At 75.8% G+C, this 13,477-nt stretch carries 11 protein-coding genes; 3 read left to right on the top strand and 8 right to left on the bottom strand.

The annotated features are described in order from the left end of the window. Positions 1 to 45: 45 nt before the first annotated feature. The 3 genes from der to ACFU74_RS16045 all read right to left on the bottom strand — a co-directional run bounded on the left by der (position 46) and on the right by ACFU74_RS16045 (position 3,737). Positions 46 to 1,500: a ribosome biogenesis GTPase Der gene (gene der, locus ACFU74_RS16055; protein ID WP_380756870.1), complete on the bottom strand. Its 1,455-nt coding sequence runs from the start codon at positions 1,498 to 1,500 to the stop codon at positions 46 to 48. A 145-nt stretch (positions 1,501 to 1,645) separates the two neighbouring features. Continuing rightward, positions 1,646 to 2,395, bottom strand: coding sequence for a (d)CMP kinase (gene cmk / locus ACFU74_RS16050; RefSeq protein ID WP_380756867.1), 750 nt, complete (start codon positions 2,393 to 2,395; stop codon positions 1,646 to 1,648). Between the two features lie 256 nt (positions 2,396 to 2,651). Next, complete coding sequence (locus ACFU74_RS16045; RefSeq protein ID WP_380756865.1) at positions 2,652 to 3,737, bottom strand: prephenate dehydrogenase; 1,086 nt, start codon at positions 3,735 to 3,737, stop codon at positions 2,652 to 2,654. Between the two features lie 276 nt (positions 3,738 to 4,013). On the opposite strand from ACFU74_RS16045, the gene ACFU74_RS16040 reads away from it, so the two are divergent. From ACFU74_RS16040 to ACFU74_RS16030, 3 genes are all read left to right on the top strand, one after another. Further along, positions 4,014 to 6,293, top strand: coding sequence for a DUF4139 domain-containing protein (locus ACFU74_RS16040; protein WP_380756863.1), 2,280 nt, complete (start codon positions 4,014 to 4,016; stop codon positions 6,291 to 6,293). Positions 6,294 to 6,296: 3 nt separating this feature from the next. Further along, positions 6,297 to 7,880: a mucoidy inhibitor MuiA family protein gene (locus ACFU74_RS16035; RefSeq protein ID WP_380756861.1), complete on the top strand. Its 1,584-nt coding sequence runs from the start codon at positions 6,297 to 6,299 to the stop codon at positions 7,878 to 7,880. 91 nt (positions 7,881 to 7,971) lie between these two features. Further along, positions 7,972 to 8,334 carry a DUF952 domain-containing protein gene (locus tag ACFU74_RS16030; RefSeq protein WP_380756860.1) on the top strand — a complete coding sequence of 121 codons (363 nt, stop codon included), beginning with the start codon at positions 7,972 to 7,974 and terminating at the stop codon, positions 8,332 to 8,334. 36 nt (positions 8,335 to 8,370) lie between these two features. On the opposite strand, the gene ACFU74_RS16025 is transcribed toward ACFU74_RS16030, so the two are convergent. The 5 genes from ACFU74_RS16025 to ACFU74_RS16005 form a co-directional block, all read right to left on the bottom strand. Further along, positions 8,371 to 9,354, bottom strand: coding sequence for a transcriptional regulator (locus tag ACFU74_RS16025; protein ID WP_380756858.1), 984 nt, complete (start codon positions 9,352 to 9,354; stop codon positions 8,371 to 8,373). Between the two features lie 223 nt (positions 9,355 to 9,577). Further along, a complete protein-coding gene (locus ACFU74_RS16020) occupies positions 9,578 to 10,813 on the bottom strand; it encodes a pseudouridine synthase (protein ID WP_380756856.1) in 1,236 nt (411 codons plus the stop codon). 63 nt (positions 10,814 to 10,876) lie between these two features. Continuing rightward, entirely contained in the window at positions 10,877 to 11,470 is a 594-nt protein-coding gene (locus tag ACFU74_RS16015) for an SMC-Scp complex subunit ScpB (RefSeq protein WP_380756880.1), read from the bottom strand. 272 nt (positions 11,471 to 11,742) lie between these two features. After that, the gene (locus tag ACFU74_RS16010) at positions 11,743 to 12,651 is read right to left on the bottom strand and encodes a segregation and condensation protein A (protein WP_380756854.1); all 909 of its coding nucleotides are present in this window, start codon (positions 12,649 to 12,651) and stop codon (positions 11,743 to 11,745) included. A gap of 185 nt (positions 12,652 to 12,836) precedes the next feature. After that, a complete protein-coding gene (locus ACFU74_RS16005) occupies positions 12,837 to 13,472 on the bottom strand; it encodes a hypothetical protein (RefSeq protein WP_380756878.1) in 636 nt (211 codons plus the stop codon). Positions 13,473 to 13,477: the final 5 nt, after the last annotated feature.

Raw genomic sequence — 13,477 nt, 5'->3', positions numbered from 1 at the left:
GTCCCATGACCGGCCGACGGGGCCCTTCCACACCGCAGGAGACCGCTACTTCTTCTTGCGCTTCTCGCGCACCCGCACCGAGATCGAGATCGGCGTGCCGACGAAGCCGAACTCCTCACGCAGCCGGCGCTCGACGAACCGGCGGTAGCCCGCCTCCAGGAAGCCGGACGCGAACAGCACGAAGCGCGGCGGACGGGTGCCCGCCTGGGTGCCGAACAGGATGCGCGGCTGCTTGCCGCCCCGGATCGGGTGCGGGTGGGCGGCCACCAGCTCGCCGAGGAAGGCGTTCAGCCGCGCGGTCGGGATGCGGGTCTCCCAGCCCTCCAGCGCGGTCTCGATCGCCGGGACGAGCTTCTCCATGTGCCGGCCGGTCTTCGCCGAGACGTTGACCCGGGGGGCCCACTGCACCTGGACGAGGTCGCGCTCGATCTCGCGCTCCAGGTAGTAGCGGCGCTCCTCGTCGAGCTGGTCCCACTTGTTGTAGGCGATGACGACGGCGCGCCCGGCCTCGACGGCCATCGAGATGATCCGGGTGTCCTGCTCGGCCAGGGTCTCGCTGGCGTCCACCAGGACGACCGCGACCTCGGCCTTCTCCAGCGCGGCGGAGGTGCGCAGCGAGGCGTAGAAGTCGGCGCCCGCGGTCAGGTGGACCCGGCGGCGGATGCCGGCGGTGTCGACGAACTTCCAGGTCTTGCCACCGAGCTCGATCATCTCGTCGACCGGGTCACGGGTGGTGCCGGCCAGCTCGTTGACGACCACCCGCTCCTCGCCGGCGACCTTGTTGAGCAGGCTGGACTTGCCGACGTTCGGCCGGCCGATCAGCGCGATGCGGCGGGGGCCGCCGGGGGCGGCGTCGCCGAAGGTCTGCGGCGGGGCCTCGGGCAGGGCGGCCATCACGGCGTCCAGCAGGTCGCCGGAGCCTCGGCCGTGCAGGGCGGAGACGGGGTACGGCTCGCCGAGGCCGAGCGACCAGAGGTAGGCGGCCTCGGCCTCGGTGGACGGGCCGTCGACCTTGTTGGCGCAGAGCACGGTCGGCTTGCCGGCCCGGCGGATGATCTTGATCAGGGCCTCGTCGGTGTCCGTGGCACCCACGGTGGCGTCGACGACGAACAGCACCGCGTCGGCCTGCTCGATGCCGAGCTCGGCCTGGGCGGCGACCATGGCGTCGATGCCGAGGACGTCGATCTCCCAGCCGCCGGTGTCGACGACCTTGAAGCGGCGGCCGTTCCAGGCGGCCTCGTAGGTCACGCGGTCGCGGGTGACGCCGGGCTTGTCCTCGACGACGGCCTCGCGGCGGCCGATGATGCGGTTGACCAGGGTCGACTTGCCGACGTTCGGGCGGCCGACGACGGCCAGCACCGGCAGCGGGGCGTGGGCGCCGTCGCCGAGGCCGTCGAAGTCGTCGAGGTCGAAGCCCTCCTCGGCGGCGAGCGCCATGAACTCGGCGTAATCGGCGGCGTCCAGCTCGCCGTGCCCGGCGGTGGAGTGCTCTGCGGTCATGTTCGTACTGTCCGTTTCCCGGCCCGGCCCTTCCCAGGGACGTGCCGTGCGTACCTGCCCCTCCCGGGGCAGCGCGAATGGTTCCGGGTGCCACCACGGCACCCTGTTGATCGGATGATCGGTCGGCCGACCACCCCGGCCGTTCTCAGACGGCCGAGAGCGCCGAGCCGGCCCGCTCCGCCACCAGCGCGGTGATCCGGTCGATCACCTGCTCCAGGGTGAGCGCGCTGGTGTCCACCAGGACCGCGTCCACGGCCTGGGTGAGCGGCGCGGTCGCCCGCGAGGAGTCCGCCGCGTCCCGGCGCGCGAGGTCGGCGGCCATCGCGGTGATGGTCGCCTCGTCCACGCCCTTGGCCCGCAGCTCGGCGGCGCGGCGCTCGGCGCGGGCCGTCTCGGAGGCGGTCAGGAAGACCTTGACGGTGGCGTCCGGGAAGACCACGCTCCCCATGTCCCGGCCCTCGGCGACGATGCCGCGCTCGGCGACCGCGGCGCAGCCGCGCTGGAGCTCGACCAGCCGGGCGCGTACCGCCGGCACCGCGGCGACGGCGCTGACGTGCGCGGTCACCTCGGGGCCGCGGATCGGGCCGGCGACGTCCCGGCCGTCGACGGTGATGGTCGGGCCGTCCGCGTCCGTGCCGGACACGATCACCGGCTTGCCGCACGCGACGGCCACCGCCTCCGGGTCGTTCACGTCGACGTCGTTGGCCAGCATCCACCAGGTCATCGCCCGGTACATGGCACCGGTGTCCAGGAAGCTCAGGCCCAGCCGGGCGGCGACCGCCCGGGAGACGGTCGACTTGCCGGAGCCGGAAGGTCCGTCGATGGCGACGACGACCGGGGCGTGCGCTCGGTCGGCAGTGTCCACGGCGCGAACCTCTCTCTGATCTCTGAGCATGGCAACCCGAAGCACGGGGAAGCCGGGGATGGTCTCCCACAAGGTTAATGGACCGCCGCCCGACCCGGCCCCGCCGGTGTCCGGCCCGCTCCGCCCTTCCCCGGCCCGCCCCTCATCGAGAGCACCGTGAAGCACTGCGAACACCGCTAGGACGGCGAGCACCCTGCGGACACCATGCGGAAGCCGCCAGAATGACGAGCACCGACAGAACCACGAGCACCGCCAACCCGGCGAGCACCGACAGAACCGAACGACCTCAGTCCCGCACGCTCCACCCGCTCGCCCGCAGCGCCGCCGTCAGCGGCCGCACCGCGCCCGGCGCCACCGACAGCTGGACGAAGCCCACCTGCTGCCCGGTGGAGTGCTCGATGTCGACGTCCTCGATGTTCACGCCCGCCGCGCCGACCTCGCCGAACAGCCGGCCCAGCTCGCCGGGCTGGTCGCCGAGGACGACGGCGACCGTCTCGTACCGGGTGGGCGGCGCGCCGTGCTTGCCGGGGATCCGGGCCTGGCCGGTGTTGCCGCGCCGCATGACCGCCTCGATGCCCGCCGCGCCGCCGCGCCGCTCGGCGTCCTCGGCGGCCTGGAGGGCGCGCAGCGCGGTGACGGTCTCGCCGAGGTCGGTGGCGACCTCGTCCAGCACGTCGGCGACCGCGCCCGCGTTGGCGGAGAGGATGTCCACCCACATCCCGGGGTTGGAGGCGGCGATCCGGGTCACGTCCCGCACGCCCTGGCCGGAGAGCCTTATGGCGGTCTCGTCGGCCTTCTCCAGCCGGGCGGCGACCAGCGAGGAGAGCAGCTGGGGGGCGTGCGAGACCAGCGCCACCGCGCGGTCGTGGGCCGCGGCGTCCATGACGATCGGCACGGCCCCGCACAGTGCGACCAGTTCGAGGACGGCGTTCAGCGTCTCGGTGTCGGTGTCGGGGGTCGGGGTGAGCACCCACGGCCGGCCCTCGAAGATGTCCGCGCGGGCGGCCAGCGGGCCGGACCGCTCCCGCCCGGCCATCGGGTGGCTGCCGATGTAGTGGGCGGTGTCGCAGCCCAGCGCGGCGATCTCGGCGCGCGGGCCGGCCTTCACGCTGGCGACGTCGGTGTAGCAGCGCGCCAGCCCGCGGCGCTGGCAGTCGGCGAGCACCTTGCCGACCAGCGCCGGCGGCACCGCGATGATCGCGAGGTCCACCGGCCCGTCGGCGGGCTCGGTGGTCCCGGCGCCCAGCGAGGCGGCGGTGCGGGCGGCGTCCGGGTCGGCGTCCTCCAGGTGGACGGTCAGGCCCCGTCCGGTGAGGGCGAGCGCGGCGGAGGTGCCGATGAGTCCGGTACCGACGACGGCGGCTGTGCGCATGGCGGGGTGGCTCTCCTCACGGAACTACGCGGAAGGCGGTCACTGCGTGGAACGGGTCGCCACCCATCCTCCCCCATCACCACCGCCGCCCGTGCCGCAACGGCCGCACTGGCCGCAACCGCATCACCGCCCCCGGCCGTCCCCCCTCACGCGGCCCGCGCCGCCGGAGCGCCCGTCGCGACGCCGGGGCCTGCGCGCACGCGGAAATCCGGCGACGCGGGTGCCCCCGCACGGCAGGATGGGCCGCCGACGGTACGCGACGAAGGGGTTGGCCGGGTGAACGATCAACACAGCAGCGACCAGCATCGACCGCACGACGACGACGGCGCCGAGGGCAGTACCGGAGGCAGCACAGGCAACTCCGGAAACCCCGCCCGCACCGTCCCCGCCGTCCCCGCCGTCCCCTCGGCGCTGGACTCCGTGGTCGTCCACGCGGCCGGCGCGGTCTGCCGCCGCCGGGCCCGGGCGGTCCTGCCCCCGGGCGGTCGGCTCCGGCTGACCGGCCTGCCCGACACCCTCGACGCCCGCTCGCTGCGCGCCCGGGTGCTCGCCGGCCCGCCCGGCGCCGCCGTCACCGAGGCCCGCCTGGAAGCGGTCGCCGAGCTCCGCGAGCCCGCCGAACTGCCCGAGCTGCGCCGGCGGCTGGACGCGGCCGAGGACCATCTGGAGGCCCTGCGGGAGCAGCACCGGCTGGTCCTGGACGCCGTCGCCAGGACCTCCGAGCTGCGCGCCGTACCGCCGCCCCGCCGCCGCGACGAACCGCTGCGCCGCACGCCCGCCGACGCCTGGCTGGAGCTGGCCGAGTTCGTCGACGAGCGTCTCACCGCCCTGCACGGCCGAGCCGCGCGGCTCGTCCGCGAGATCGCACTCGCCGACCACGAGGCCGTGGTGCTGAACGACCGGCTCGCCCGCCTCTCCCCCGAGGAGCGGCACGAGAGCGTCGGGACCACCACGACCGCTCTGCTGACCCTCACCGTCCCGCCGGACACCTCCGCGCAGTCGGACACCGCCACCGATCGCGACACTGCCGCTCACGACACCGCCGCACACGACACCGCCGCCGCGCAGGACGCCCCCGCCGAGCTGGACATCGAACTGGAGTACACCGTCCAGGCCGCCCGCTGGGTGCCCTCCTACCGCCTCTCCTACCGCCAGGGCGCCGACACCGGCCACCTGCTGCTGCGCGCCTCGGTCGCCCAGCAGACCGGCGAGGACTGGACCGGTGTGCGCCTCGCACTCTCCACCGCCGACCTCGACCGCCGCACCGACCTGCCCAAGCTGCGCTCGCTGCGGATCGGCCGCAGCCAGCCCGCCCCGCCGCCCTCCGGCTGGCGCGAGCCCCCGCCCGGCCTGGCCGACCTGTTCACCGGCTACGACGCGGCCGGCCCCCGCCCGATCGACCCCCGCCGGGTGCTCGTCGCGGGCGCCGGCTCCGGGCCCGCCGCCGAGCCCCGGCTCGCCGTCCCGATCAGCCCGACCGTCAGCACGACCGTCGGCCCGAGCATCGGCGGCGCCGCCCCGCCGCCGCCACCGCTCGCCGCCCCGGCCCCCAAGGCCCCCCAGGCCCCGGGCGGGACGGCCCGCGCCCGCGCCCGCACCGGCGGCCTCCGCTCGGCCGAGGAGGCCGCCGAACCGGTCGCCTTCGCCGGCTACGGCGCACCCCCGCCCGCCCCCGGCGCCGTCCCCGCCCCCGCGGCCCCCGCCCCGTTCGCTCCGACGTTCACTCCCCCGCCCGGCCCGCCGGTCCCGGACGATCGGCTGCTCGACTACCCCGCGCTGGAACTGTCCGGCCCGGACTCCCCCGCCGGCGGCCGCGGCACCCTGCACCACCCGGCCGACCCGCGCACCGCCGCCCGCCCGGCCCCCGGCCTGCACCACCTCCCGCTGCCGCACCACGCCGTGCCGCCGCGCGTCTCGGCCGGCTCCTTCGACCACCGCTTCGACGCCGCCGCGCCCGCCGACCTCCCCTCCGACGGCACCTGGCACACCGTCACCATCGGCGGCATCCCGGTGAGCGTGAGCCCCGAGTACGTCACCGTGCCCGCGGTCGAGGAGCGGGTCTACGCGACCCTGGTGATCAGCAACGCCACCGCGCAGGCCGTGCTCGCCGGACCGGTCGAGGTGACCGTCGACGACGAGTTCCTGCTCACCGCCGCCCTGCCCACCCTCGCCCCCGGCGGTGTGCGCCGACTGGGCATCGGTGTCGCCGAGTCGGTCGAGGTGACGCGCCGTACCGAGCTGCGCGAGTCCACCGCGGGCATGCTGAACAGCAGCACCGTGCTCGACCACCGGGTGCACGTCGAACTGGCCAACCGGCTCGGCCGCCCGGTCACCGTCGAGGTCCGCGAACGGGTGCCGGTCAGCTCCGACGCCGACATCCGGATCGAGGAACGCCCCGGCTGGCACGCGCCGGACGAACCGTCCACCGAGTGCCCGCCCAGCACCCGGCTGCGGCGGGTCGAACTGCCTCCGGGCGGACGGGCCGAGCTGGACGGCGGCTACCAGATCAGAATCCCGGCCGGAAAGGCCATCGTCGGCGGAAACCGGAGGAACTGAACGATGAGCACCGCCCCCCTCCCCGACACCGCGGCTCCCATGACCACGGCCACGACGCCGCTGCCCGTCACCGCCGTCACCTGCCTGGAGGACCGCGCCCAGGTCGAGCGCACCGCCACCGCGGAGCTGGCCGCCGGCGTCCAGCGGCTGCGCCTGGGCCCGCTCACCGCGCTCGCCGTCGACCGCACCCTGCGCGCCGAGTCGGACACCCCGGGCGTGCGCGTCCTGGACGCCCGGATCACCCGGGTCTGGACGCCCCGCGCCCCGCTGCCGCCCGGCCCGGAGGACTCCGCGCTGCGCCACCGCCTGCACGCGCTGGACGAACGCGTGCGCGCGGAGGAGCAGCTCGCCGACCGGCTGGAGGCCCGGCTGGCGCTGCTCGCCCAGCTCTCCGCCGACCTGCTGCGCGAGGTCGGCGAGGGCGCGGGCGTCGGCGAGGTGGAACGCACCCGCTGGCACCGCGAGCTGAACCGGGTCGACGCCGAGCGCGAGCGGTCCGCCGAGGAGCTGCGCGCCGCCCGCTCCCGGCTGCGCGGGCTGGAGCGGGAGCGCCAGGCGGCGCTCGCCGCCGCCAGGGAGGCCGAGGAGGAGCCCGCCGAACTGCTCGCCCACCTCGACCTGACCGTCGAGGCCCCGGAGGCCGGGCCGGCCCGGCTGACCGTGCGCCATCTGGTGCCGTGCGCGCTCTGGCGGCCGTCCTACCGGGCCACCCTGGCCGAGGGGGTGCTGCGGCTGGAGTCCGAGGCGGTGGTCTGGCAGCGCACCGGCGAGGCGTGGACCGGCGCCCGGCTGACCTTCTCCACCGCCCGCTCCGCCCTCGCCACCGAGCCGCCGGCGCTCGCCGAGGACGTGCTCACGCTGCGCGAGCGCACCTCCGGGGAACGGCGCACCGTCGAGGTGGAGCTGCGTGAGGAGACGATCTCCGAACTGCGCCCGGACGGCGCGCTGCCGGGCGTGGACGACGGCGGAGAGGTGCGGGTGCTGACCGCCCCGGCGCCGGCCACCGTGCCCTCCGACGGGCGGGCGCACCGGGTGCCGCTGGGCTCCTTCGAAGGGGCGGCGCACAGCGAGTACGCGTGCGCGCCGGAGCTGTCCCCCCTGGTGACCCAGGTGGTCCGGTTCCGCAACACGGCCCGGCACCCGCTGCTCGCCGGGCCGGTCGAGCTGGTCCGCGGCAGCGGCTTCACCGGGCGCGGTCGGCTGCCGTTCACGGCGCCGGGCTCCGACGCGGAGCTGTCCTTCGGCAGCTCGGACGGCTACCGGGTGGTGCGCGAGACCGACGAGCGGCGCTCCACCGCCGGGCTGAGCCAGCGTTCGGTGACCACCCGCACGGTGCGGCTGCACCTGTCGCGGTTCTCCGGCCCGGAGGAGCACGACGAGCAGCTGGTCGCGGTGCGCGAGCGGGTGCCGGTCTCCGAGGTGTCGGCGGTGGAGGTGCGGCTGCGCAAGGAGGAGTGCTCGCCGGCGCCGGACGCCTTCGACGCCGAGGGCGTCGTCCGCTGGGACGTCCCGCTCGGCCCGGGCGCCCGCCGCACGCTCACCCTGGTGTACGAGGTCTCCGCCTCGGGGAAGGTGGCAGGCCTCTAGGGCGTCCTCCCGTCGCCGGGACGCCCGCTCGTCGCGAACCGCCGGGGCCGGGCGCCTGCCCGGGCCCGGCCGGAGCGGGTACAACAGGAGCATGATCCTGCACCTCGCACCCCTGGACGACTGGCTGGCCGATCCGGGCCGGCCGTACGCGACCGCCTCGCTGCTCACCGACGGGTTCATCCACTGCTCGGCCGACGAGCAGACCGCGCTCGCCGTGGCCAACGCCTTCTTCGCCGACGCCCGCGAACCGCTGATGGTGCTGCTGATCGAGGAGTCGCTGGTGGAACCGATGGTCAAGTGGGAGGCCCCGCACGGCGCACCGCCGCCGGGGGCCACCCCCGGTGTGCTGTTCCCGCACATCTACGGGCGGCTGAACCGCACCGCGGTGGTCGGCCTGGAGAAGGTCGAGCGCGGCCAGGACGGCCGCTGGGCGTCGCTCTCCCCGTGGAGCTGACGCCCCCGCGGTGGACGGCGACCGCACGGAGGACGCCTACAGCCAGCCCCGTTCCCGGGCCGCCATCCCGGCCTGGAAGCGGGTGGTGGCGCCCAGCTCGCGCATCAGCGACTGGAGCCGGCGCTGGGTGGTGCGGGCGCTCCAGCCGAGCGAGCGGGCGATCGACTCGTCGGTGAGGCCGGCCGCCAGCAGCCCGAGCAGCTTGCGGTGGTCGGCCTCCGGCTCCAGTGTCCCGTCGCCCGCGCCGATCGCGGCCTGAAGCTGGACGGCGCGCTCCCACTCCGCCTCGAACAGCGAGTCCAGCGCCTGGAGCAGCGCCGAGGGGTGGATGACGTAGGCGGCGTCGAGGACGCTGTCGCCGACGCTGATCGGGATGATCGCCATCCGGTCGTCCGACATGATCATCTTCATCGGGAGCACCGGCCGGACCCGGGCCTCCTCGCCGTCGGCGACCCCGACCAGGATGTTCTTCTCCAGCCGGCCGGGCCAGGCCACCGCCTCCCGGTCGTAGATGGTGCGGAACCGCACGCCCTCCTTCAGCCGCTGCCGTTGCAGCGGGATGTTGGCCACCGGGTCCTGGATGTACGGCGGGCGGTCGAAGCCGCGGATCTGGTACTGGCTGGTGCCGGTGATGTGCTCCAGCCGCTGGGCTATCGCCTCGCCGCCGGTCAGCACCTCGACCGAGTGCGCCGGGTCGGTGTAGCGCGAGGCCTCCCGGAAGGCGTCCATCAGCCGGTGCATCTCGGCCCTGGCGTGCCGCAGCTCGGACTCCCGGTGGCCGATCAGGGTGCCGATGGCGACGTCCGGGGCGACCGGCAGGAACCGCTGCCGGTCCACCGGGGCGCGGGTGGCCATGCCCTGCTGGGCGAGCCGGTCCAGGGCCCGCATGCTCTGCTGGAGGGTCAGGTCGCAGAGCACGGCGAGGTCCTCGGCCGTCGACTGCGGGTTGGCCACCAGCGCCGCGTAGACCCGCCCGTCCGGTCCGGCCAGTCCCAGAGCGCTGAGTGGTGCATCGGACACGGCGTCGCTCCCCGTTCGCCTCTCGCCCCGCGCCGGGTGGCGCAGTCCCGCCACCCGGCGGGTCGTGGGCAGGTGGCAATCCTCGGCCACGGATCATCGGGCTGACAAGGTGATCACCGCCGATGCGGTCCGGTTCACAGCAGGACCCGCCGAACGACGGAGGGCCTCCCCGCCGAGTGGCGGGGAGGCCCTCGCGGGACCGTCCGTTACGGGCCGGTGTCCGTCACAGGCCGACCTCGCGCATCAGCTGGCCGACCTCGGGGTTGGTCAGCCGGCGCAGCCAGCCGGACTTCTGGTCGCCGAGCGCGATCGGGCCGAAGTGGGTGCGCACCAGCTTCTCGACCGGGAAGCCGGCCTCCGACAGCATCCGGCGGACGATGTGCTTGCGGCCCTCGTGCAGGGTCACCTCGACCAGGTAGTTCTTGCCGACGTTGGAGACGACCTTGAAGCTGTCGGCGCGGGCGTAGCCGTCCTCCAGCTCGATGCCCTTGGCGAGCTGCTTGCCCAGGTCGCGCGGGATCGGGCCCTGGATGGCGGCCAGGTAGGTCTTGGTCACGCCGTACCGGGGGTGGGTGAGGCGGTGGGCCAGCTCGCCGTGGTTGGTGAGCAGGATGATGCCCTCGGTCTCGGTGTCCAGGCGGCCGACGTGGAACAGCCGGGTCTCCCGGTTGGTCACGTAGTCGCCGAGGCACTGGCGGCCGTCCGGGTCCTCCATGGTGGAGACCACGCCGGCCGGCTTGTTCAGCGCGAAGAACAGGTAGGACTGGGTGGCGACGGTCAGGCCGTCCACCTTGATCTCGTCCTTCTGCGGGTCGACCCGCTTGCCCTGCTCGGTGATCCGCTTGCCGTTGACCTCGACCCGGCCCTGCTCGATCAGCTCCTCGCAGGCGCGCCGGCTGCCGACGCCGGCCCGGGCCAGCACCTTCTGCAGGCGCTCGCCCTCGGGCTCGCCGAAGGTCTTCGGGAGCTTCACGGCGGGCTTGTCGTGCCGGGCCAGCACCGCGTCCTCGATCCGGGCCTGGAGCTCGCGCGAGCGCTGCGGCTGGCGGCGCGGGTCGCCCGGGGCGCCCTGGCCCTCGCGGCGCGGGCGCGGGGCCGGGCCGGGCCGGCGCCCGGAGTAGCCGCCGCGGGCCGGGGTGGCGTTGGGGCCGCCGCCGTACTCGGGGCGGTCGTACTTGCGCTCCTCGGGCCGCAGCGGGCGGTCCGGGTAGCGGCGGTCGTCCCGCCGGTCGTCCCGGCGGCTGTCGCGCCGGTCGTCCCGGCCGTACGAGCCCGAGCCGCCGCGCGGGGCCGAGCCGCCGCGCCCGCCGCCGGACCCGCCGCCGTACGAGCCCCCGCGCGAGCCGGAGCCGCCGCGGCCCGCGCCGCCCCCGTAGGAGCCGCCCCGGCCGCCCCCGCCCTGTCCGCCGCGACCGCTGCCGCCGCCGCTGCTGTTCCTGCCGTTGCCACTGCTACGCATCAAAGTGTCCGTACGTCGTTACCGTCTGGGCTGTGCGGTCGTTTCGGCCGACCTCACCGCCCCCTACCGATCGGGCGCAGCCCGACCGGCCTCGCCACTGCCGTCCGCGGCCTGCGCGGCAGCGGCGGCGACCGCCTCCGCGATCATCGTGCCCTCCAGGGACTCCGCTTCCACGTCGTCGACCTCGGGCAGGAAGGGAGCGAGCTCCGGCAGCTCGTCCAGGCCGCGGAGCCCCATCCGTTCCAGGAAGTAGTTCGTCGTCCGATACAGGATCGCACCTGTTTCGGGCTCGGATCCGGCCTCTTCCACCAGTCCTCGCTGTACCAGGGTACGCATCACGCCGTCACAGTTCACACCGCGGACGGCCGAGACCCGCGATCTGGACACCGGCTGCCGGTAGGCGACCACCGCCAGGGTCTCCAATGCCGCCTGGGTCAGCCGGGCCTGCTGGCCGTCCAGGACGAAGCGGTCGACGGCGGGCGCGCAGTCGGCGCGGCTGTAGAACCGCCAGCCGCCGGCCACCAGCCGCAGGTCGAAGCCCCGGCCCTGGGCGGTGTACTCGGCGGACAGTTCGCGCAGCGCCGCCGCCACCTCCGCGCGCGGCCGCTCCAGCACCGTGGCCAGGTGGGACTCGTCGGCCGGCTCGTCGACGATCATCAGGATCGCCTCCAGCTCGGCCCGCAGCCCGGGGCCGTCCTCCGGTTCCGACTCCGGCGCCGGATCCCGCTCGGGGGCCGCGCACGGGGCGGGGTCCGCGAACGGGGCCGGGTCTGCCATCGGGGCCGGATCGGCGAGCGGGGGCGGGTCGAACCGGCCCTCCGCCGGCACGCCCGGCGCCGGATCCAGCCATTCCCCGGCCCGCGGCCGTCCCGGCACCCCGAGCGTCCGCCGGGCCGGCCGCCCGACGCCAGTGCCGCCGTTCCCGGCCGTCATGGCCCGTCCTCCTCGTCCTTCGCCGTCCGCGCCGCGGCCTCGCCGGCCGGCCGGTCGAACTCGTCCGTCACCTCGACCGCGCCCCGGTCCGCCTCCGCCACCCACCGCACCACGAGCTCGCCGAGCGCGTCCGGCTGCTCGAAGGCGAGCACCCGTTCCCGGTACAGCTCCAGCAGCGCCAGGAAGCGGGCGACCACCACCATGGTGTCCGGCGCGTCGGCGACCAGCCGCTGGAAGGTGGCCTCGCCCAGCTCGGTCAGCAGCCCGGCCACCAGGCCCGCCTGCTCGCGCACGCTCACCGGCGGGGTGTGGATGTGGTCGACGTAGACGACCGGCTCGGGTTTCGGCGTCATCGCCCTGGCGGCGAGCTGCGCGAGGCGTTCGGCGCCGACGCCGATCACGACCTCCGGCAGCAGCTCGGCGTGCCGCGCCTCCAGGCCGACGGTCCGGGGCCGCAGCAGCAGCTCGGCGGCCCAGCGCTCGCCGAACAGCGCCGCCGCCCGCTTGTACGCCCGGTACTGGAGCAGCCGGGCGAACAGCAGGTCGCGCGCTTCCAGCAGGGCGAGGTCCTCCTCGTCCTCGACCTCGGCGGCGGGCAGCAGCCGGGCCGCCTTGAGGTCGAGCAGGGTGGCGGCGACGACCAGGAACTCGGTCGCCGCGTCGAGGTCCCAGTCGGGGCCCATCGCGCGGATGTGTGCCATGAAGTCGTCGGTGACCGTGGCCAGCGCGACCTCGGTGACGTCCATCCGGTGCTTGGCGATCAGGCTCAGCAGCAGGTCGAACGGGCCCTCGAAGTTGTCCAGCCGGACCCGGAAGCCGCTCTGCGGCCCGTCCTCCGGCGCACCCGGCCCGGCCGCTCCAGCGGCGGCCTGGGCGACGACGGGGCTCTCGGGCGTACTCGGCATGACGGTCCATCTTCGCCCGCGCCCGCCGCCCGCGCCGCACCGGGGCCCGCCGACACGCCGGACCACCCGGGCCCGGCGGCCCCGTCGTGCGACACCGCACGACGCCGAACGACGCACACGACGCCGAACGACCCCGGACCCCCCGCGGCCCCGAGGTACGCGCTCAGCACGCGCGCGGCCGACGCTCAGCGTCCGCGCAGCCGCCGCACCAGGATGCTCGCCTCGCCGCGCTGCTCCAGGTCCGCCAGCACCACCGCGATGGCCTCCCGGACGATCCGGCCGCGGTCCACCGCCAGGCCGTGCTCGCCGCGGAGCACCAGCCGGGTGTGTTCGAGGTCCATCAGCTCCTCGGCGGACACGTACACGGTGATCTTCTCGTCGTGCCGCTCGCGCCCGCTGGGACGGCGCGGGGCGCGCCCGCGCGGACGGGGCCGCCCGGCGGCGCCCGTCTGGTCCTCGGCCGCACCCGCGTGCTGGCGCGGTGCCGGGGCGGCGGCGCGGCCGCCCTGTCCGGCCTTGGCGGCCGCCGTCGTGCCGCTGCCCGGCCCGGCGGCACCCTGGCCGCCCGGCTGCGCGGGGGCGGGCACGGTGGCCGGGCCCTGGGCGCCGAGCGTGCGGCCTGGCGCCCGCCTGGCGCCCGTCTGGTCCTTGGCCGGGTCGGTGCCGCCCTCGGTGTGCTCCGGGCCCTCGCCGCCGGCGGCACCGGCGCCGTCGACGCCCTCGGCGTCGTCCGCGTCACCGACGCCGTTGACCGGCCGCGCGGTCTCCGGTCTGGGCGCCTCGGCGGCCGAACGCGACGCGAGGGACGGCGACAGCGCCATCCCGC

Source organism: Kitasatospora sp. NPDC057500 (genome assembly GCF_042802195.1).
Lineage (GTDB): Bacteria > Actinomycetota > Actinomycetes > Streptomycetales > Streptomycetaceae > Kitasatospora.
Note: the sequence above shows the minus strand (reverse complement) of the source record. Positions and strands in the feature narration are given on the sequence as shown.